This window comes from Streptomyces flavofungini (assembly GCF_014650815.1).
GTDB classification, from domain to species: domain Bacteria; phylum Actinomycetota; class Actinomycetes; order Streptomycetales; family Streptomycetaceae; genus Streptomyces; species Streptomyces flavofungini.
In genome coordinates, this window is record NZ_BMVR01000026.1 from 1 (window position 1) to 19454 (window position 19454).

The 19454-nt window shown below is 67.6% G+C and carries 20 protein-coding genes and 2 pseudogenes; 10 read left to right on the forward strand and 12 right to left on the reverse strand.

Annotated elements, in window-relative coordinates:
- Window positions 1-459: 459 nt before the first annotated feature.
- The 6 genes from IE274_RS37830 to IE274_RS37855 all read right to left on the reverse strand — a co-directional run bounded on the left by IE274_RS37830 (window position 460) and on the right by IE274_RS37855 (window position 5247).
- A complete protein-coding gene (locus tag IE274_RS37830) occupies window positions 460-1614 on the reverse strand; it encodes a methyltransferase domain-containing protein (protein WP_190120489.1) in 1155 nt (384 codons plus the stop codon).
- On the reverse strand, window positions 1611-2594 hold the full coding sequence (gene tgmB / locus IE274_RS37835) for an ATP-grasp ribosomal peptide maturase (RefSeq protein WP_190120490.1): 984 nt from the start codon (window positions 2592-2594) through the stop codon (window positions 1611-1613). The genes IE274_RS37830 and tgmB overlap by 4 nt, the downstream gene beginning before the upstream one ends.
- A gap of 12 nt (window positions 2595-2606) precedes the next feature.
- Window positions 2607-2900, reverse strand: coding sequence for a hypothetical protein (locus tag IE274_RS37840; RefSeq protein ID WP_190120491.1), 294 nt, complete (start codon window positions 2898-2900; stop codon window positions 2607-2609).
- A gap of 215 nt (window positions 2901-3115) precedes the next feature.
- Complete coding sequence (locus IE274_RS37845; protein WP_190120492.1) at window positions 3116-3898, reverse strand: hypothetical protein; 783 nt, start codon at window positions 3896-3898, stop codon at window positions 3116-3118.
- A gap of 202 nt (window positions 3899-4100) precedes the next feature.
- Window positions 4101-4268, reverse strand: coding sequence for a hypothetical protein (locus IE274_RS37850; protein WP_190120493.1), 168 nt, complete (start codon window positions 4266-4268; stop codon window positions 4101-4103).
- Between the two features lie 742 nt (window positions 4269-5010).
- The gene (locus IE274_RS37855) at window positions 5011-5247 is read right to left on the reverse strand and encodes a DUF7848 domain-containing protein (protein ID WP_229910091.1); all 237 of its coding nucleotides are present in this window, start codon (window positions 5245-5247) and stop codon (window positions 5011-5013) included.
- A gap of 334 nt (window positions 5248-5581) precedes the next feature.
- Between IE274_RS37855 and IE274_RS37860 the strand changes: the two genes are divergently transcribed.
- The 3 genes and pseudogenes from IE274_RS37860 to IE274_RS40515 all read left to right on the forward strand — a co-directional run bounded on the left by IE274_RS37860 (window position 5582) and on the right by IE274_RS40515 (window position 7896).
- Window positions 5582-6931, forward strand: coding sequence for an NsdA family TPR-like regulatory protein (locus IE274_RS37860; RefSeq protein WP_190120495.1), 1350 nt, complete (start codon window positions 5582-5584; stop codon window positions 6929-6931).
- Between the two features lie 157 nt (window positions 6932-7088).
- Window positions 7089-7208 (forward strand): annotated as a pseudogene (locus IE274_RS40510) (transposase); the annotation flags it as partial.
- Between the two features lie 286 nt (window positions 7209-7494).
- Window positions 7495-7896 carry a transposase gene (locus tag IE274_RS40515; protein ID WP_373305810.1) on the forward strand — a complete coding sequence of 134 codons (402 nt, stop codon included), beginning with the start codon at window positions 7495-7497 and terminating at the stop codon, window positions 7894-7896.
- Between the two features lie 38 nt (window positions 7897-7934).
- Here the strand turns inward: IE274_RS40515 and IE274_RS37870 are convergent, their stop codons facing one another.
- The 4 genes from IE274_RS37870 to IE274_RS37885 all read right to left on the reverse strand — a co-directional run bounded on the left by IE274_RS37870 (window position 7935) and on the right by IE274_RS37885 (window position 10029).
- Entirely contained in the window at window positions 7935-8279 is a 345-nt protein-coding gene (locus tag IE274_RS37870; RefSeq protein ID WP_190120496.1) for a hypothetical protein, read from the reverse strand.
- A gap of 54 nt (window positions 8280-8333) precedes the next feature.
- Entirely contained in the window at window positions 8334-8888 is a 555-nt protein-coding gene (locus IE274_RS37875) for a transposase (protein WP_190120497.1), read from the reverse strand.
- Window positions 8885-9460, reverse strand: a complete 576-nt coding sequence (locus tag IE274_RS37880; RefSeq protein ID WP_190120498.1) for a helix-turn-helix domain-containing protein — start codon at window positions 9458-9460, stop codon at window positions 8885-8887. Before IE274_RS37880 ends, IE274_RS37875 begins: the two co-directional genes overlap by 4 nt.
- Before the next feature lie 89 nt (window positions 9461-9549).
- On the reverse strand, window positions 9550-10029 hold the full coding sequence (locus IE274_RS37885) for a hypothetical protein (RefSeq protein ID WP_190120499.1): 480 nt from the start codon (window positions 10027-10029) through the stop codon (window positions 9550-9552).
- 414 nt (window positions 10030-10443) lie between these two features.
- Here IE274_RS37885 and IE274_RS37890 point away from each other — a divergent pair, with 414 nt between their 5' ends.
- The 4 genes from IE274_RS37890 (at window position 10444) to IE274_RS37905 (ending at window position 15303) form a co-directional block, all read left to right on the forward strand.
- On the forward strand, window positions 10444-11250 hold the full coding sequence (locus tag IE274_RS37890; RefSeq protein WP_229910098.1) for an IS5 family transposase: 807 nt from the start codon (window positions 10444-10446) through the stop codon (window positions 11248-11250).
- The gene (locus IE274_RS37895; protein WP_190120500.1) at window positions 11243-11788 is read left to right on the forward strand and encodes a hypothetical protein; all 546 of its coding nucleotides are present in this window, start codon (window positions 11243-11245) and stop codon (window positions 11786-11788) included. Before IE274_RS37890 ends, IE274_RS37895 begins: the two co-directional genes overlap by 8 nt.
- A 486-nt stretch (window positions 11789-12274) precedes the next feature.
- Window positions 12275-12439, forward strand: a complete 165-nt coding sequence (locus IE274_RS37900; RefSeq protein WP_190120501.1) for a hypothetical protein — start codon at window positions 12275-12277, stop codon at window positions 12437-12439.
- 65 nt (window positions 12440-12504) lie between these two features.
- Complete coding sequence (locus tag IE274_RS37905; RefSeq protein ID WP_229910093.1) at window positions 12505-15303, forward strand: tetratricopeptide repeat protein; 2799 nt, start codon at window positions 12505-12507, stop codon at window positions 15301-15303.
- A gap of 547 nt (window positions 15304-15850) precedes the next feature.
- Here IE274_RS37905 and IE274_RS37910 read toward each other — a convergent pair.
- Window positions 15851-16696: an IS5 family transposase gene (locus IE274_RS37910; protein WP_190120527.1), complete on the reverse strand. Its 846-nt coding sequence runs from the start codon at window positions 16694-16696 to the stop codon at window positions 15851-15853.
- A 177-nt stretch (window positions 16697-16873) separates the two neighbouring features.
- Here IE274_RS37910 and IE274_RS37915 point away from each other — a divergent pair, with 177 nt between their 5' ends.
- The gene (locus tag IE274_RS37915) at window positions 16874-17320 is read left to right on the forward strand and encodes a hypothetical protein (RefSeq protein WP_190120502.1); all 447 of its coding nucleotides are present in this window, start codon (window positions 16874-16876) and stop codon (window positions 17318-17320) included.
- Window positions 17321-17344: 24 nt separating this feature from the next.
- Here the strand turns inward: IE274_RS37915 and IE274_RS37920 are convergent, their stop codons facing one another.
- Window positions 17345-18112 carry a transposase gene (locus IE274_RS37920; protein WP_190120503.1) on the reverse strand — a complete coding sequence of 256 codons (768 nt, stop codon included), beginning with the start codon at window positions 18110-18112 and terminating at the stop codon, window positions 17345-17347.
- Between the two features lie 289 nt (window positions 18113-18401).
- On the opposite strand from IE274_RS37920, the gene IE274_RS37925 reads away from it, so the two are divergent.
- Both IE274_RS37925 and IE274_RS37930 read left to right on the forward strand, forming a co-directional pair.
- Window positions 18402-18914, forward strand: coding sequence for an NUDIX domain-containing protein (locus tag IE274_RS37925; protein ID WP_372447293.1), 513 nt, complete (start codon window positions 18402-18404; stop codon window positions 18912-18914).
- 128 nt (window positions 18915-19042) lie between these two features.
- Window positions 19043-19366 (forward strand): annotated as a pseudogene (locus IE274_RS37930) (TetR-like C-terminal domain-containing protein); the annotation flags it as partial.
- Window positions 19367-19454 lie beyond the last annotated feature (88 nt).

A 19454-nucleotide genomic window follows, 5' to 3' on the forward strand; every position in this document is an offset into this window, starting at 1 on the left:
CCTGCCTGATCACCCACCGCCACGTCGAACGCCTTTGTTAGCACCTCTTAGAGCTGAGACCCCATGGAAGGTTGCTCCGGCAAGGCGCGCTGTTGAGCATCGGGGTCTGTCCGGCTAGCGTACGGGCTCTTTTTCGCTCAGCTAATGTGCCTGGTCAGTTCCTGTGGTCCCCGCACCCGCGGGGGTGGCCCCAAGATGACTATCTTTGCCATCGACCCCAACGCGTGGTCCCTGCGCCTGCAGGGGGTCCCGAGGCCGCTCTCAACGGCGACCGAGCCGCGCCGTGGTCCCCGCGCACGGGGGTGTCCCCCCGACTGAGGTCGGACTCGACGTCTGCCTATCGGTGGTCCCTGCACGCGCGGGGTGTTCTTACGTCCGTCTGGTGCCAACTTCGCCCGCCGGGCCTCGGAGGTAAGCACCGACGGGCAGGGGATGGGTGGGTGGTGGGATGGATACTGCTCAGGCGTATGGCGGCACGCGGTGTCGGGGGTGGTCGAGCCATAGGACTTGGTCCTCGGGAGTGACCGTGATGCCGAACCGGGTGCGTGCGGGTTGTCCCCAGGACACCCATTGCAGGTACGCGTCAGACACCTGCGCCCACAGGTTGTGGTCGCCCCACCAGGTGACTGTGTAGGCGTCGAGTCCGGCGGAGTAGTCGACTGCGGCCCATGCGCCTTCGGGGGTGTCGGCCTGGGACAGCAGCAGTGACACGTCGCCGCCGGGTTCGGTGATCACTGTCTGTGTGACGCCGGGTGCGAGCGCGGCGATAGCGAGTGCCGCTCCTTCGGGGGCGTTGATGATGGTGCGCGGGTCGAGGGTTGTCAGCTCAGCGGTGGCGTCCTCTGCGTCGTGCGGTGTCCAGCCGATCGCCCGCTGTTGTGTGCGCAGCATCATGAACGATGCCGTGCGTTCGAAGCGGCCGATGGCCTGGCCGTTGTTGTTGACGACGAGGCGGGCGAGTAGTCCGTGGCCGTAGGTGGGGCGCCAGGGGAGGACGATGACGCCGCCGGGGCGCGTGTCTCGTACCCATGCGTAGGGCACTCGTTCGACTGCGCAGGTGGCGTGCACACGGTCGTACGGGGCGTTCGGCGTGTAGCCGTCTGCTCCGTCGGCGGTGATCAGCTGGGGTGTGTATCCGGCTCGCGCCATGGCCTCGGCGGCGCGTGCGGCGACGTCTTCGTCGACCTCGATGGACGTCACGCGGTGGGAGCCGAGGCGTGCGGACAGCAGGGCTGCTGTCCAGCCGCTGCCCGTACCGATCTCCAAGACCTTGTGGCCGTCGAGCAGGTCGAGTGCGCGGAGCATCGGGAAGACGATTCCGGGGGCCGAGCAGCTCGACGTCGGGGTGCCCTTGCCGGTGCGCAGGTCGCCGGTTCCGGCGTCGAGTTGGATGACGATCGATGCGTCGGAGTAGACGGCCTGGAACCACCGGGGCGTGTCCTGGTTGCGGTCGATGGCGTACGGCTCGGCGCCGGTTTCGTCGGGGACCACCCATGCCACGTCGGGGATGAAGTGGTGTCGGGGTACGACGGTGTAGTGCTCGTGCCAGGGGGCGGTGAGGTTGCCGGATGCGGCGAGGTGGGCGGCGAGTGCGGAGGCGAGGTGTTCGCTCATGCGGGGGCCTTTGCGGTGAGCACGTCGGCGAGGGCTTCGGCCACGGGGATGCCCGTTTCGGAGATGAGCCAGTCCCATTCGCCGGACTGGTTCGTCTCCAGGAACACCCATTGCCCGTCGGGTCGGCGGATGAGGTCGACGGCGCCGAAGACGAGGCCGAGGTCGCGGTGCAGTGCGACGAGCTTGTCCGCGACGTCTTCGGGGAGGGTGATGACGCGGTAGGACAGGTGGTCGTAGTCGGAGCGCCAGTCGCCTAGTCCGCGTGCGGTCGCGGCGTCGATGGCGACGGCGAAGACCCGCTGCCCGACCACGATGGCCCGTGCCTCGTGGTCCTTGGGTACCTGTTGCTGGAACAGGTGGGCGGTGTAGCCGAGGGACGGGGCGAGCAGGGAGCCGAGGTCGTCGACTGCGTTGGTGTAGATGACGCGCACCTTGTCGTCGTCGGCGTGCCAGATACCCGAGAGCGGCTTGTAGATGATCGGGCCGTCTTGCTGCTTGGCCCACTGGTAGGCGCGATCGGGCTCGGACGTGATCAGAGTGTGGGGGATCGTGAGACCGAGGCGGGATGCGGTCGCGAGTTGCAGGGGCTTGTACTCGGCGCGGGCGGCGGCGACGCGGTCGTTGACCCACCGGGCTGAGTCGAGGGCGCCGAGGACTCCGCCGAAGCCGCGCCGGGCCTCGCCGTAGGCGAATGCCTGCTCGGCGCGGTTCATGCCGTCGGGTAACCGGAACTGTGTCGGACGCCGGTAGTAGACGGCGCCGACGGCGGCCAGGTCGATGGCCGTTCGGCCTTCGGCAAGGTCGGTGAGCGCGCCTGACCACGTCGCGCCGGTGGCGATCTGGGCGGACATGCTCAGGCGTGTGGGGAAGTCGGCCGGGTCCACTCTTACGAGCGGTACGCCACGGACGGCGAGTTCGGCGGCGACGCGACCGGCGGTGATGTCGGTTTCGTCGGTGAGGATGAGAACGCTGCTCGTCATCGTCGGCGGCCCCTAGTCGTCCTGCGTCTCTTCGCCGTGCGGCGCGTTGCCGTCGGGCGTGTCGCCGGTCGTGGTCTTGCTGCCGCCTTCGTGCTTGCCGCAGGACGGGCGGGCGATCTCGGCGAAACGCAGCCCCCACGGGCGGACGGGGGATGGGGCATCGGTGATCGCGGTCAGGATGTGGCCCATGGGGTTGAGCGGGAACAGGCTGCCCGTGCGCTCGAACACGCCGCGGGACTCTCCGTCGGGGGAGTGCGTGACGAGGTCGAGTTCGGTTGCCGGGGTGTCGGTCGTCGGTATGGACACTGCTGTCTCCTCGTTCCGTGTCGGTAGCCGGGCGCCCCTTCGGGGTCTGGGAAGGGACGTCCGGTGCTGAGGGTGCCGTGCGTTGCGGAACTGCGGCGGGGGGTGTGCCTCGTGCCCGATTGCTCCTTTCAACGAGAGCACAGGCGGCGTGCAGTTGGTGCTTGTCGTACGAGGTTGGCGGCCGTACGGCGCTGACCTGCGTCTGCCGGTGGTCGCTAGGCGGGGCGTCTGCGTGTGGCGAGGGTGGGGGAGCCGGAGGCGCGGTTCGCGCGCTGGTGTTCGGGGTGGTCTGCGGGCGCTCCGCGGGGCGGGTAAATGCCAGTGACCGCAGGTTTCGCGCTGTCCTCGCTGGATGCCGTGGTGATGCTCCAGATCAGGCCGGAACTGTCCTGCACGAAGTGGTGGCCGGGGGTGGTCTCCCAGCGTCCGTAGACGGTCAGGGCTTCGTCAGCCATGGCGTGGAAGGTGTGGGCGAAGGTCGCGGCGCCGACGTCCTGGTGTCCGAAGTGGTACCGGCCGTAGAAGGCGACTGCGGGAGGCAGGAAGGCGAGAGGGAGGGAGGCCGCCCGGCGGAGGATGCCGCGCCATCCGTGCGGCGTGCCGGACGGGGGGAGGGGCGGGCGGTTGTCGAAGTGCGGGAGCCACGCGCTGGTTTCACGCGGAGGATCAGTGAGCTTGGGGCACTGGTCGTCGGCGTGGCCTGCCTTGTAGTGCTCGACGATGGCGCCGGTGTTGTTCCATTCGAAGGTGTGGCACTGGCCGTCGGTGAGCCGGTAGTAGCCGTGCGTCGTGTGGCGCTCCCACAGGCCCGTGCTGGCGAGGTCGTAGAGCATGGGGCGTAAAAGGCGTGGAGCGACAGCGAGTTGTATGTCGTGGTGGTGGTTGAGTTCGTGGGTGACACGGCCGCGGATGGGGCTGTTGAACGCCTGCTGCGGACTCATGGGCGCGCCGGTCAGTTCCCAGCGGGGGTACCAGGCGTTGCCCTTGGAGCGCTTCAACGGAGAGTTCCCTTCCGGGGAGGTGTGGGCCTGTTGGGGCCCGTGCGACGGGGTGGGAGGTCTGCGGCCAGGGGACCCGAGGCGATGTGGGGTGCGCAGTCCGGGCACGCATAAAGGGTCAGGGCCTGGCCGCTGGGGCTGACGATGTCGCGCACGGGCACCGCGGCGGCAGTGATGCGTCCGCATCTGCAGCAGGTGGCGCTCATATCGCGACGGCGGTGATGTCGTAGTCGATGCCCATGCTGGCCAGGGCCGCCGCCGTGCGGCGCTCCCGCTGGAGGTGTCGGTGCATGCAGTGTTCGTGAGCGAGCAGGTAGGGCCGGACGAGGACGACCTCCTCGCCGGTGAGGTGGCCGTGCCGCTCCTGCACATGCCGAGGCAGAGACAACTTGGCGGGGGCCGCTGTGGGCGGGAGGCGAGCTGCCGTATGCGCCGGGGCGCGGCGCCTGGGGGTACGGGGCCTGATCAGGGCTCTTAACGTACAGTAGAGCAGGGCGATAAGATCGCGCATTGTGTCGTCAGTTCCTGTGTAGCTGGTGGCCTTGCCTCGGCGGCCGGTCCTACGCGGTCGCCGAGGCTCTTTCTGGTGGACCCGCACCCCTACCGCGGGCTATCCGGCCGCGTGGGGAGAGCTGAGACAGGGCGTCCGCGGCAGGGGGCGGGGGCATAGCGCGCGCAGCCGTGGGCTTCGGCGCGAGTCAGGAGCGGGCGGGCCGAGAGGCTGTAGCAGCCATGCCGGTCCATGACCGTGAGGCGGAAGACAGCTCCCTCGCAGAGAGCAGCGAGGGCCTGGTCGTGCAACTCAACGTCGGACGGCCACGCGCGCAGCGGAGTGGCAGGGTCGCACCGTTCGTGCTCGACCACACGTATGGCGCCGATCTTGTGGGGGCCTTCGAACCATGCGATGTCGAGGGGCGGGTCGATGTGGTTGGCCAGGCGCGGCGCCCACACGTCGAACCACCTCATCGCCAGGCGCGGGGAAGGAGCGGTGTAGCCGTCGAGAACCCATTCCCGAGCCGCGGTGTTGTCGCGTGCCGCGCCGATCGTGCACTCGCACCACACCGCTACGGGCCGCACCATGGGCGCGGGAGGCGGTAGCAGGCTGGCGCGGTTCATAGCCACGGCCCGGGGAGGACGAGGTAAGGCAGCGTGACGTGCTCCCGGTAGTCGAGGTGCGCGGGAAACTCGCGGACGTGCCCCAAAGTCCAGTCCTGGGGTTCGACGTGGTCTTCGCTGACCGGGCTCGTCTCACCACACACCGTGCACTCCATGGACCGGGTAATCGGCTCGGCGTCCGGCTCCCGGTTCGGTGCGATGGTGTGCTCGCGCGGGCGGTAGACAGTGCCCATCACTTCCGCTCCTCGCCACGCAGAACCGCCTCGTGCTCAGCAAGCCGACGCTGCAACTCGGCTGAGCGGGATAAGAGTTCGTCGGTGGTGGCGGAAGTAGCCGCGGTGGGAGGGCTGGCCCTCGGGGTGTCATCGGGAGGCGTGGTCGTGGGAGCCTTGACGTGCGCCTGAGACACGCTTCTGTGGCGACTGTTGCTCATGGTTCTAACTCCGCGACTCATACGGTTAGTTCGTCCATCAAGGCAACAGCGCTGGCAGACCTGGGGGTACCGTCGGTAGGGGTGTCGAAGGGTGTTACTTCCACTACCGTCCGTGGGCTAGAGGTAGGGCAGACATGAAACCAGCCAACACGCGACTCGCTCATTGGTTGATGCGGAGCGGACTCAGCAACAAGGAACTTGCACGCAGGGCGACACGCGCAGCTCAGACCTGGGGGCAGCCGCACATCACCCCGAACGCAAGCGCCGTACGACGCTGGCTGGCAGGCGACGAACCGCGCCAACCGACACCCGAAATCATCGCCGATGTGATCTCGGCAGAGGTTGGATATCGGGTGACAACCTACGATCTCGGCTTCGGTGAGAGCCGCACGGCCGAGCGCTCCCTCGTCTACAACCGCTCATTCACGGCTACCGTGGAAGCAGTTGCCGACCTGGGGAGAGCCGACGTGGAACGTCGTAAGTTCATGGCAGCAGCACCCTTCGCCGCAGTGGCGGCGGTAGGCCCTTCACGTGACTGGCTGCTCAGCACCCTGGATCAGGAGCCCAACACAGGGGGCCGCGTCCGGCTGGAAGACGTCACAGCCGTGCGGAACATGTTCGGCGAGTTCCAGAAAATGGATGTTCTACAGGGAGGCGGCTCCGGGCGCCTCATTCTCGCCGAGTACATGAACCAGCACGTGTTCCCGCTGCTCCGACGTGCGAACACCGAATCCGTTCGCCGAGCCCTGTGCGAGGCCGCCGCCGAGCAGACGTACTTGCTCGGGTGGATGGCGTACGACAGTGGTGAACACGGGACTGCGCAGCGCTACTTGATTCAGTCGTTGCGGCTGGCGGAGGAGTCGAAGAATTCCGCACTGGGCGCGCACGTGCTCGCTGGGATGGCAGATCAGTCAACCCTACTGGGCAACCCGGAGGAGGGGCGGCGCCTAGCTCAGGCTGGCCGCGCCGGTTTGGGCAAGAGGACGTCCCCGGCTTGCCTCGCTGATCTGTGGGCTTTGGAGGCGCGCGCCCTGAGCAAGTTGGGCGATAGGACCGGTGCCGAGCGCGCAGTCGTTCAGTCCGAGACAGCAGCAGAGCGTGTTCGGCCGGAGGAAGAACAGGAGTGGGCGGCGTTCATCGATGTCGCCTACCTGCACGGCGAACATGCCAACACCTTCCGGGATATGGGTGAGGGCAAGGCGGCGGAGCAGCACGCCCGACGGTCGATCGACCATGCTCGTAGGCAGAAGAGGGCGCGACGTGGCGCCATGTCACAGGCCGCCCTCGCAGCGTCGTTCTTGCAGCGAAAGGACTTGGACGCCGCGTACTCGGCGGGTCTGCGCACCTTGACCCTGTCGAAGCAGGTGAAGAGCACGAGGTGTGTAGAGGCCGTACAGGACTTGCAGCGACGCATGGAGCCGTTCGGCAACAACCGACTTGTGGCCGACTTCAACGAACGGGCGCGGGAACTCGTCGCTGCGTAGCGGCGCAAGGAAACGCGTGCCCCTGTCCGGCCCGAATGGGCCGGACAGGGGCCACTATTCGACTAGAGCGTGTCTCTTTGATCGGTTGGTCACTTGATCGGATGTGTCCGTCCGGTTAGTGATCACTGATGCGATGTGGGGCCGGATCGAGCCGCTGATGCCGACTGAGCCGGTCCATGGTCGGCGGTGGGCAGATCACCGCCGGACTTTGGAGGCCATCGCATGGAAGTACCGAACCTGCTCGCCTTGGCGGGACCTGCCCGACGAGTTCGGCTCGTTCCAGACCGCCCGCAAACGGCTGATCAGGCGGGCCGTGGACGGCACCTGGGAACGCATCCTTGGCGCGGTCCTGGAAGCGGCCGAGGGTGCTGACGACATCAGCTGGACCGTGTCGGTGGACTCCACCCGTCTGCCGGGCTCACCAGCACGCCGCCGGAGCCAGGAAAAGGGGGCTCCAGGCCGGGCCGAACCCGACAACCACGCGCTCGGACGCTCCCGCGGCGGCCTGAGCACGAAGGTCCACCTCTCCAGCGACGGCCCTGCACGACCCCCTAGCACTCCGCATCACCGCAGGCCAGGCGGGCGACGCCCCAGTCTTCGAGACGGTCATGGCCGGTGTCCGTGTTCCGCGAAGCGGCCCCGGAAGACCGAGGACCCGACCGGATGCCGTGCTGGCGGACCGTGCGTACTCATCCCGCGCGATCCGAAACCACCTCCGCCGACGCGGAATCCGCGCTGTCATCCCCAGCCGTCCGACCAGATCGGCCACCGTCTGCGGCGAGGCCGCGCCGGCGGTCGCCCACCGGCTTTCGGCACCGAGGCGTACAAAGCAGTGCAACGCGGGCGAGCGATGCATCAACCGGCTCATACAGTGGCGCGGCCTGGCCATGCGAACGGACAAGCTCGCCATCGCCTACCAGGCCGCACTCCACCTCGCCGCCATCCTTATCTGGGCACGGCGATAGCCCGCTCAGCGATCGACCACCCAGCGCGCGTCCATCGGCTAGGATCCCGTGTCAACGATCTGCCTCACGAGCCTGAACGCCTCACGGATGGGGACGGTGTCCTCATTCGGGTACTTGTCGTCCTGCCCGTTGGAGAGGATGAACCCGTCGCTCGACCCCTGAGCCCCGGGGTCCACGGCATGCTTGCCAGGAACATCCTCGCCTTCGAGCAGCATCACCATCGCGCGCTCGGTATTCGTCACGAAGGCCAGCGATCGTCCGGACGAACTGGTCAGCCACGTCTCAAGCTGCCCGCTGTCGAACCTCGACTGAAGGGCCTCCAGCACCATCTCGGACGACACAGGGACAGCGCTGTTGTCGTTGACCACCCAAGACTCGATCACAAGCACGACGATCTCGCGGACGGATCTAAGAGACAGTCCCTAGTGCTGGATTCCTCAAACGATGTACACATATCGGCGCCGTAGCGAGCGGGGTGGTGGTGCGGGTCTGCCCCAGACCCAGGGGCTGGCACGGGAGTTGAGCTGGTTGGTCGCAGGGGTGGTGGCGTGTTCGATGTCGTCGCGGTTGGCGAATGACCGGCCGGCGAGGGCGGCTTTGCGGAAGATGCGCCACCAGCCTTCCCGCAGGTTGAGCCAGCACGCACCGACGGGGATGAAGGCGTGGTGGATACGGGGATGGTCCTCGAGCCAGGTCCGGGTGGACAGGCTGTTGTGACTGGACAGGTTGTCGGTGACGATCCAGATCTCCCCGTCCGGGTTGGCCTCCTCGACCAGTTGCAGGAACTGCTGGTAGAAGACGCTGTTGCGGGAGGACGCGGTCATGGCGATCTGCTGGCCGTCCCGGACGAGTAAGGCCCCGTAGACCCAGGTCTTCTCCGGCCCGCGGCTGTAGTCGATCTCGGACTTGATCCGGTGCCCGTCGGGTGACCAGGCGGGTGCGGGCGGGAAGGTCCGTGGGATCACCGGCCCCAGCTCGTCGGCGCAGATCACCGTCGCACCGTCGGGTGGCTGTGTGTAGAGGCCGACGATCCGCGTCCTTTTGGGACGAAGTCCGGGTCCTTCGAACGCGTCCAGGACCGAGTGCGGCGCCAGCGCACGCCTTCGGCAAGCAGGATGCGCCGCACCTGTGAGCGCCCCACCTCGATCCCCTCGGCCCGCGCTGCCGCGGCCAGGGAATCCAAGGTCCACTCGGCCGGCCCGGACTCGTCGAAGGCCCACAGCTCCCCGACGGGCTCCCACCTCAACCGCCCCGGCGGCACGGTCTTGACCAGGGCGATGATCCTGGAGCGTTCCTCCTCAGTGATCTGCCGCTTACGGCCCTGCCCACCCAGATCATCCAGCCCTTGCACGCCCGAGCGGTTGAAACGGTGCAGCCAGCAGCGGACCGTTTTCTGGCTGCAGCCCAGCTCCTCGGCTATCGCCGGCACCCGCGGCCCCGACCAGCTCAACTCGATCATCCGGGCCCGCATCACCACATCCCGCGGAGCCTTCCGTGCCCGCGACAGCCGACGAACGAGGGCCCGTTCGTCCTCATCACGCCCCGGCCGTGCCCATAACACCATTGCCCAGCACCCGCCCCCGAACACCACCAACTAACCCGCCACCAGCACATATACCCAACGAAAGCGGAATCCAGCACTAGGGCAGCACCTTAGATTCTGCACAGAGTCCAACTGCCGCTCTGGATAACGTCGTCGCGGTTATAGCTCACCCACCTACCGCGCATTTCGCTCCCGGTTCTGGTCAGGAGAAATTGGAATACGCCGTGGTACTGACGCCCCGCTAGAGACGTCTCCTCCCACTCGCCTGAGAGGGCACCAGTAGCTGAGACAGCCCCCTGAAGGCGAAATCGCGACGGCGTAGCACTATCGGGATCTTTGGCCGTCACGCGCCTGCCCCGTTGCGATACGCGGAGCGTCCGCTCCTCGACGATCACGCTTCCGTCGTCGTCGGAGATGTACTCAAAGGCGCTGCGCCACTGGCCCCTGAGGTTGACAGCAGCAGTACGACGGCGGATCAGTAGCGAGTAAACGATCGTTTCGATGGACTCACCGAAGACGACATCGCAGATTCGCTGCACGGTGGCGCCGGCGATGGCGAGCAAGAGCCAGATGAGCACTTGATCGAGCATCGTCCCCTCCCCGCGCCCCGAGCTAGTCGCTACGGTGTTCCACTTCCCCCTCGGTGAGAGGCTGTTCGTCAGAGCGACCTATAGGCCCCCGTCGACTGGCGTACAGCTACGCTCTCAGCGTCCTACCGCAGGAGGACGCGATGGAGGGGCAAAGACTAGGGAAACTCGTATGGGCGAGACGCATGGTGGGGCGGTCTCCCGTGGCCGTTCGGCCGCAGTGTGGCCATCCGAGGTGAGATTCGGCCACGGGATCTGAGATCCCACAGATGTCTGTGGGATCTCAGTGGGCGTTGTGTGAGTCGCCGGTGGTGTTGTCCGGTTTGAGGGCTTGCGGTCGGCCGGGTCTGCGGTCTGCTGGTAGGCATGGGCGGGCGGCAGCCGTACCCGAGTGATCTGTCGGACGAGGCGTGGTAGCTGATCCGGCCGGTCATCACGTCCTGGAAGGGGCAGCACTGCTCGGTCAGCGGTCATGAGGGCCGGTACGAGATGCGGGAGATCGTCGACGCGATCCTGTACCAGGCCCGGGTGGGCTGCCAATGGCGCCACCTGCCGCATGACTTCCCGCCGTACACCGCGGTGTACTACTACTTCGGCAAGTGGCGCGACGACGGCACCGACCAGGTGATCCACGACCTGCTGCGCTGGCAGGTGCGCGAGAGCCGCGGCCGCCGTGAGGACCCGTCCGCGATCGTGATGGACACCCAGACCGTGCACGCCTCCGTCAACGCGCCCAAGGCCACGACGGGGCTGGATCCCGGCAAGAAGAGCCGGGGCCGCAAGCGGGGCATCGCCACCGACATCCCCGGCCTGCTCATCGCGGTGATCGTGGTTGCGGCGGGCGTGCACGACAATGCCATCGGCATCACGCTGCTGGACCAGGTCGCCGCGGACAACCCGTCCGTGACCAAGGGCTGGGTGGACGCCGGGTTCAAGAACGCGGTCATCGACCACGGCGCCGCCCTGGGCATCGACATCGAGGTGGTGCGGCGCGATGCGGGCGCGAAGGGCTTCGCGCCGGCACCGAAGCGGTGGATCGTCGAGCAGGCCTTCGGCACGCTGCTGCTGCACCGCCGTCTCGCCCGTGACTACGAGACCCTCCCGGCCAGTGCGGCCTCGTGGATCCGCTGGTCGATGACCGACGTGATGACCCGCCGACTCACCGGCCACGCCGCGCTGACCTGGCGCGATCCGCCGCCGACCGGCGAGGCGGCGCATGCGTGAACTCCTGGCCCAGATCGACGAACGACAGGCCGCCGGCCGCGAGGAAGCAGCCCGCCTGCGCGAGCAGATCACCCAGCTCGGCGAGCAACTCGCCGCCTTGGAGCACCGGCTGGAGCGCCTCGAAATCACCCGGGAGACCGTCCTGGAGATCGCCGAGGACAGCGATCCCGGCGGCTTGGAGCCGCTGCCGTCCACATACCGCCAGATCCTCGCCCTGTTCGAGGACGACGAACACGGCCTACGGGCCAAGGACATCTGCGAAGCCTTGGGAACCGGCACCGAGAACCGCCACGTCGAAGGCGCCCAGGCCAAGCTCAAACGCCTTGTGAGTCGCGGCATCCTCCCGAAACCGAACCCGGCCTGTTCACCATGCCCCGACCGACAAGGTGAACCCGCGCGAAGGCTCACACAACGCCCACTCAGGAGTAGATTTGCCCTCAGGCGGATCCGTCTCGCCGGAGAAGTTCAGGATCAGGAGACTGAACTGAGGGGTCTCCTAATCGATCTGCGAAATGCACTCCTCGTTGGACCGGCTTGATCTCGCTGTTCAGCTCGCTGAGCAGCCCTTGGTCGTGGGTCAGGGGGGGCGCACCCGACCTCGTCGAGCGAACGGCTCGGACCGCCGGATCCGGGCGCATAGCGGCGTCTCCGTGTGCGGGTCGACGGGGGCCAAGTACCCGACGACTGATCACCGTGCGGAGGGGCAGACTTGACCATGTCTTCGGGGCGACCATGGGGCATGACGTACTGGCGGCGGGTGTGTTGGTGGGGGCTTGCTCTGCTGGGAAGCGGTGCGGCGGTGGGGTTGCTGGTGTGGGTGACAGCCACGCACCCGGAAGGGTCCAGTCAGACCTGGGGCGTCGCCGGAGCGGTGGCCGGGGTCGCCGCTCTGGGGGTGTCGCTGCGCCAGCTGCGCGCGCCAGCCCCCGGCCCCGCCCCGGCGGGCGCCCCCCCTGAGGCACCATCCGTCCTCCCTTCGTCGCCCGCATTGGTGGAGCCGGCAACCGGAGAGCGGGGGGCGATCGTGGCACGGGGGAACGTGACCTGCTCCTCGACCCAGTACACCGGACTGGCACCCACCGCCGCCGCGACGCCGCCGCCCGGTGGGCCACCGGGGCTGACGGGCAGCGGCGGAGCCATCGTCGCGGGCGAGGACGTCAACGACTCCCACACCGAGTACCGGCCATGACCGGGGAACCCGTGCCGAGGCGGCCGGTAGCACCCGACGGGCTCCACGGGAGCGAAGGCGCGATCGTGGCTGGCGGCGACGTGACCGCCTCGTCGGTGCAGTACATCAGGGCGGAGCAGGCCTTTACGGTCCCGCCTGAGGCGTATGCGCCGATCCCTGACGACGCTGCGGAGCTCGGAGTGTCGAACATCGGGACCGGGATGTTCGTCGGCCGCAGCAACGAACTCCTAGTGCTGGACGAGGCGTTCGCCCGCCACGACGAAGCCGTCGTGCACGCGGTGCACGGGCTGGGCGGGGTCGGCAAGTCGGCACTCGCCGCGCATTGGGCGGCCCGACGACACGAGAAGGTGCGGTGGTGGGTCACCGCCGACAATGCGACCGCGGTCGACGCGAGGTTGGCCTCCCTGGCGCAGGCCCTGCAGCCCGGATTGGCCGCACTGCCCGCCGAATTGCAGACTGAACGCGCGGTGGCTTGGCTCGCCAGCCATGATGGATGGCTGCTCGTGCTGGACAACGTCGAGGACCCCCGGCACATCCGCCTGCTCCTGGACCGTGTGCCGGGCGGCCGATTCTTGATCACCACCCGCCGCGCGACCGGCTGGCACCACGACGCCACCGCTATCCGCCTCGGCGTGTTCGACCCCGCCGAAGCGGTCGACCTCTTCACCCGCATCCTCACCCACCACGGCCCCCGCAGCACCGACGGCAGCGATGCCGTTTGCGAGGAACTCGGGCACCTGGCCCTGGCGGTGGAACAGGCCGCCGCGTACTGCGCCGAAACTGGCACAGACCCTCTCGACTACCTGGACATGCTGGCCCAGTGGCCCGCCACGATGTTCGCTGCCAGCGCCACGGGGGGCGACTCCGAGCGCACCATCGCCCGGATCTGGCACCTCACCCTGAACCGCCTGGACGACACCCCCCTGGCTGGAGACCTCCTGCGGATCCTGGCCTGGTACGCCCCCGACAACATTCCCCGCGACCTGCTTCATAGTCTCGCCCAGCCACCCCACCTCGCCACGGCGATCGGCCGGCTCACCGCCTACAACATGATCACCGACAACCACGACGCCACACTGACCGTCCACCGCCTCGTCCAGGCCCTCGCCCGCACCCCCGACCCAAACGACCCCCACCGCCAGCCCGGAGCCGTCGATCACGCCCGAGACCAGGCCACCGCATGCCTGTCAGATGCCTTCCCCACCGGCGGCATCGATCAACCCGAGACCTGGCCCCGGTGCGCGGCACTCCTCCCGCACGCCGACGCCCTTACTCACCACCACATTCCTGACCACGACACCATCCAAACTGCCCGTGTCCTCTACCGCGCCGCCGCCTACCGAACGGGGCAGGGCTCACTCACCCCCGCCATCCAGGCCCTTCAACGCGCCCTTATTACCGAGACGCGGCTGCTAGGCGGGGACCACCCCGACACGCTGGCCTCGCGCGGCAACCTGGCCTATGCGTATGGGGCGGCAGGGGATCTGGGGCGGGCGATCTCGCTGCACGAACGCACCCTGCAAGAGACGGAACGGGTGCTGGGCGAGGACCACCCCGACACACTGACCTCGCGCAACAATCTCGCCAGCGCGTATGGGGCGGCAGGGGATCTGGGGCGGGCGATCTCGCTGCACGAACGCACCCTGCAAGAGCGGGAACGGGTGCTGGGCGAGGACCACCCTTCCACGCTGACCTCGCGCAACAATCTCGCCAGCGCGTACGAGGCGGCGAGGGACTTAGGCCGGGCGATCCCAATGTTCGAACGCACGCTGCAGGACTACGAGCGGGTGTTGGGCGGAAGCCACCCCGACACACTGACCTTGCGCAACAATCTCGCCGGTGCGTATGAGGCGGCAGGGGATCTGGGGCGGGCGATCCCGCTGCACGAACGCACCCTGCAAGAGGCGGAACGGGTGCTGGGCGAGGACCACCCCAACACGCTGACCTCGCGCAACAACCTCGCCACCGCGTTTGCTGCGACGGGAGACCTGGGGCGGGCCATCCCCCTGCTCGAACGCATCCTGCAGGACCGCGAGCGGGTGCTGGGCGGAAGCCACCCCGACACACTGACCTCGCGCAACAATCTCGCCGGTACGTATGAGGCGGCAGGGGATCTGGGGCGCGCGATCCCGCTCCACAAGCACACCCTGCAAGAGCGGGAAGAGGTGCTGGGCGGAAGCCACCCCGACACGCTGATCTCGCGCAACAATCTCGCCTATGCGTATGAGGCGGCGGGGGATTTGGGCCGGGCGATCCCTCTGTACGAGCAGAACCTCCAAGATCGGCAACGGGTGTTGGGCGGAAGCCACCCCGACACACTGGCCTCGGGCTACAATCTCGCCTGCGCGTATGAGGCGGCAGGGGATCTGGGGCGCGCGATCCCGCTCCACAAGCACACCCTGCAAGAGCGGGAAGAGGTGCTGGGCGGAAGCCACCCCCACACTGTGGCCTCGCGCAACAATCTCGCCTATGCGTATGAGGCGGCGGGGGATTTGGGCCGGGCGATCCCTCTGTACGAGCAGAACCTCCAAGATCGGCAACGGGTGTTGGGCGGAAGCCACCCCGACACACTGGCCTCGGGCTACAATCTCGCCGGTGCGTATGAGGCGGCAGGGGATCTGGGGCGCGCGATCCCGCTCCGCGAGTACACCCTGCAAGAGCGGGAAGAGGTGTTGGGCGGAAGCCACCCCGACACACTGCTCTCGGGCAACGCCCTAGCCGTCGCGTACGCAACGGCGGGAGACCTAGGTCGGGCGATCCTGCTACTCGAACGCATCCTGCAGGACTGCGAGCGGGTACTGAGCCCGGGCCATCCGACCATCGGGCTGGTACGTGCGAACCTCGAACAGGTGCGATGCATGTGACGGCCTAGCAACGCCCGCGTACAGCGCGGGTGTTGGCGGCGATCCAGGGTTAGTTTGGGTCGCCCTGGGTGCTGACGATGACGGTCACGTCCCGCGAGAAGCCCGAGGCGGGGAGCTCGGTGTCGGCCCGGCGAGCCACTTCGGCTGGAAGCGCTCGCGTCGAAGATCGCCTTCGCTGGCATGCTGACTGGGCCGAGCATCAGACGGAACCCCAGGGGGACTGCGTGATCGTGAACCGGTACTGCGGCAGCAAGCAGCCTGATGAGTACGATGAGTTGGAACAGCACCTCGTTCAGAACCTCAACACCCCGCTCGACTGGCCCGAGGACGGCGGTCTCACCGTCAGCCACGTCGCCAACATCGCCTCTGCCGCAACCTGCGACTCCGCTTACAGCCGAGCGGCCAATGGCCACTTGATCGACCTGTTCGCAGCTCTCCCGTTGCCGGGCACCCCGGAGGGGAGCACCTTCTGGAGGCGCATCCTCGACGCCGCAGGCGAGGCCGCATGGAACATCGTCCCGGCTAGAGGGTGTCTGAGAAGCCCCGTTCAGGGCAGGGCTCTTGCGGAACGGTGCAGCAGGAGCATGATCGTGGCCAGGTAAATCGCGTTCTCCTGGCTGGCGGCCAAGTACTCGTAGTCCCTGGAGAGCCGTCGGTAGCGGCCTAGCCAAGCAAAACTCCGCTCGATCACCCAGCGGCGTGGAACCACCGCGAACATCGGAACCTCGCGCGGGGGCGCGTCGACCTTGGCCCAAGTGCCGCGGAAACCGCCGTCCTTGCGCTGCACGATCTCGATGGTGATCCCGATCTCCTCGCGTACCCAGTCCAGGAAGTCCCGGCCGCGATAGCCCTGGTCAGCCCACACCTGCCGCAGCCGGGGGAACTTCCCGGCACACCGGGCCAGCAACACCGAGGCGCCATCTCGGTCGCTGACGTTCGCCGGACTGACGCAGACCGCCAGGACCAGGCCGAGCGTGTCGACCAGGAGGTGGCGCTTGATGCCCAGCACCTTCTTGCCGCCGTCGTACCCGTGCCAGCCGCCGCGCTCGGTGGCCCTGACACTCTGGCTGTCCACCACGCCGGCGCTCGGGGTGGGTTCACGGCCCTGGCCAGTACGCTCCCTGGCCCGCAACGCCGCGAGGATTTCCTCCCACTGCCCCTCGATCCGCCACTTCCTCCAGTAGTGGTAGACGGTCTGGTACGGCGGGAAGTCGTGCGGGAGCAGCCGCCAGGCGCAGCCGGCCCGCACCCAATACGCCAGGGCGTCGATGATCTCCCTGTGAGGGTGCTTCGGCGGCCGCCCGCCCGGTTTCGGCGGCGGCACAAGCGGCGCCAGCACCGCCCACTCCACGTCGGACAGATCAGTCGGATACGCGCGCCGTTCCCCGGCCATCTCGGCCTCCATCAGCGCATGGACTATCAACTCGCCTGCCCTGAACGGGGCTTCTCAGACACCCTCTAACCGGCCTACAGACGTGCCGTCGCGTCTTCGGTGCCTTCCACCGAGCCGCAGTTCCCGGCGTGCGCACGGTATGTCCGAAGGGTGGGTCGCACAGGAAGAATGCCGACTATGGACGCCTGGGTGACGTTGCTCGCGACGGTTGTCGGTGCTGCCATCGCGTTGATGGGGCAACACTTCATGAAGCGCGCTGAAGACAGATCACGCCTATCGGAGTTGCTCTTGGAACAGTGCGCCTTGGTCGCCGCCTCTGCGGCGGACTTCGAGGGTCGCATCTGGGAGGAGCGGGTCCTCGGCCTAGAGGGCCGCGTCAGTGGCTTTGATCTCTCGGCTAACCAGTTGGCGTTTGTTCGGCTACGAATCCTTTCTCGGGACCGGGCTTTGTCCTCGGCCCTTGAGGAGCTGAACGAGGCCGGCGAAAAACTGGGAAGCTACTGGAGGCGTGGCGGCGGGGACGACGCCGAGGTCACCAGGCGCTGGACCCGGCACCACAGCGCCCTGGTCGAGTTCATCGCGGTGAGCGGTGAGGTGGTACCCCGCCGTCTTGCCTCGGCCTAGAGGTTGTCCCGCATGGGGTGTGAGTTATCGGGTGAGGGCCAGGTTGTGTAGCCGGGCGATGCCGAGCATGGCCTGGTGAACGCCGTTGCCCTTGAGGCGGCAGTCGCGCTGGATCTTCCAGTTCTTCAGCCTGGACAGGGCGTGTTCCACGCGGGCTCGCGCCCGGCGATGGACGGTGTTCTCCGCCTCCTGCTGCGGGCTGAGGTGCGTCTGGCCACGTCGTCTGCGGTGCGGGATGAGAAGGCCGGTGCCCTGGTAGCCGCCGTCGGCGATGACCGGGGCACCGCGGCAGGCCCGGTCCACGCCGGACTCGGTGAATGCCCGGCAGTCGTTGCGGCTGCCGGGCAGCGGGAGGCCGATCGCCACTACCAGGCGGCTGTTGGCGTCGATGACGACCTGCATGTTCGTCGAGTAGCGGTAGTTCTTGCTGGAGGCGGCGACGTTCCGGTCTCGGGTGGGCACGAGGGTGCCGTCGACGATGTAGACGGTGTCCTTGCGCGGCCGGCGAGCCGGCGAGATGGCCAGCAGCGGTGCGAGGTGATCGAGGATGCGGTCGGCCGCAGACTTCGAGACCCCGAACAACGGCGCTACCTGCCGCAACGTCAGGTTCGTGCGCCAGTACGTGGCCACCAGCAACACCCGGTCCTCCAGGGGCAGCCGCCAGGGACGGCCGCGCTGAATGTCACCACCGCGACGTCGTACCAACGCGACCAGCCTGGTGAACTGCGACTCGGTCAGCCCGGAGAACGGCTCGATCCACTTCGGATCATCCGCTGAGATCACCCCACCCATGCCCAGCTAACGCACCAACCGCCCCACCGGTTGCGGGACAACCTCTAGTCCCGCGCACTCTCGCGTCCGAGGCCAAGCCCGGCCGTCCCTCAGCAGCTCAACTTCGAGGAAGCCGCGCAACCAACGTCATGAGATACCACATCTAGGCTCCCTGCATGCAAGGAGTCCGGAGCATTCACACCTTGTCATTCGGCGCCCTGCTGACAGGTTCCAACGGTCAGTGCGTGTTTGAGAACAGAGCAGAATTCGAGAACTGGCGCTGTCAGTGGGCAATGCCAGGGTGTGCGTCGTGGACGAACTGGTGGAGCGTGTCGATGATCGGGATCGTGTCCTGGGTGTGGTGAGCCGCCGGCAGGCGGTTCGGGAGGCTTGGCTGCACCGGGTCGCCGTGACGGTGTGTCGTGATGAGGGTGGGCGGATCATCGTCACCCGGCGGTCGGAGCAACTGTCGCGTTTCCCCGGGCTCTATGAGGTCGTGGTCGGTGGCGCTGTTGGTGTCGGTGAGTCTTATGAGCAGGCCGCCGCGCGGGAGCTGGCCGAAGAGCTGGGCGTTCGCGTGCAGCCCCGCTTGCTGTTCACATTCCTCAACCGCAGCGGTTTGAGCCCTCACTGGCTCGGCGTTCACGAGGCCGTGATGCCGAACGCCGTGGCCTCCGATCCTGATGAGATCGCTTGGCATGGCTGGCTGACCGAGCCGGAGCTGCGGTCGGCCCTGGTGGAGTGGCGCTTCGCCCCCGACAGCCACGAAGCCTTCAACCGGTATCTCGCGTTCCGACTCCGTCCCAGAAATGCAAGGTCGTAAGCCAGGAGGTAGGCAGGACAACCGTTGTAGAAACAAGACTGCCGGGCATCGAGGAGCCCATGGGGGACCGGGCCTGTCGGGCTCTCGAAGTACAGGGCGCTGCCGGAGAACTTCGCGCAGGGCCCGGCCGACCGGTGCGCTACGTCAGGTTCGGGGTCGAGCATCCCGCGCACTTCCAGGTCATGTTCGACCCGGACTTGCTGCGCGGCGACGACTCGGCCCTGCTCGCCGCCCGCGCCCGGGCCGGGGCCGAACTGCGGGCCGGGGTCGCCGGGGTACCGGCAAGCGGGCGCGGTGAGGACGCCCGACTCGCGGGGATCGCCGCGTGGTCGCTCGCCCATGGGTTCGCCACGCTGCTGCTGAGTGAGAACCTGCGGGATCCTGTGGGCGAGCGGGATCCTGAGGATGTGTTCCGGGCGCTGGCCGAACTGCTGTTCAACGGCGATCAGTAGCTGGGCCGGGTGATTGCAGGAATGGGCCGAGCAGCAGATACGGCTCCCCGGCACCGATCAGCGCAAGGAGGTGGGAGCCAGGCGAATT

What these genes read in the sequence shown, in the direction of transcription:
- IE274_RS37830 (WP_190120489.1), bottom strand. Translation starts at nt 1,614, where the DNA reads ATGAGCGAACACCTCGCCTCCGCACTCGCCGCCCACCTCGCCGCATCC.
- tgmB (WP_190120490.1), bottom strand. Translation starts at nt 2,594, where the DNA reads ATGACGAGCAGCGTTCTCATCCTCACCGACGAAACCGACATCACCGCC.
- IE274_RS37855 (WP_229910091.1), bottom strand. Translation starts at nt 5,247, where the DNA reads ATGGGCACTGTCTACCGCCCGCGCGAGCACACCATCGCACCGAACCGG.
- IE274_RS37860 (WP_190120495.1), top strand. Translation starts at nt 5,582, where the DNA reads ATGAAACCAGCCAACACGCGACTCGCTCATTGGTTGATGCGGAGCGGA.
- IE274_RS37880 (WP_190120498.1), bottom strand. Translation starts at nt 9,460, where the DNA reads ATGGTGTTATGGGCACGGCCGGGGCGTGATGAGGACGAACGGGCCCTC.
- IE274_RS37885 (WP_190120499.1), bottom strand. Translation starts at nt 10,029, where the DNA reads ATGCTCGATCAAGTGCTCATCTGGCTCTTGCTCGCCATCGCCGGCGCC.
- IE274_RS37895 (WP_190120500.1), top strand. Translation starts at nt 11,243, where the DNA reads ATGCGTGAACTCCTGGCCCAGATCGACGAACGACAGGCCGCCGGCCGC.
- IE274_RS37910 (WP_190120527.1), bottom strand. Translation starts at nt 16,696, where the DNA reads ATGGCCGGGGAACGGCGCGCGTATCCGACTGATCTGTCCGACGTGGAG.
- IE274_RS37915 (WP_190120502.1), top strand. Translation starts at nt 16,874, where the DNA reads ATGGACGCCTGGGTGACGTTGCTCGCGACGGTTGTCGGTGCTGCCATC.
- IE274_RS37920 (WP_190120503.1), bottom strand. Translation starts at nt 18,112, where the DNA reads ATGGGTGGGGTGATCTCAGCGGATGATCCGAAGTGGATCGAGCCGTTC.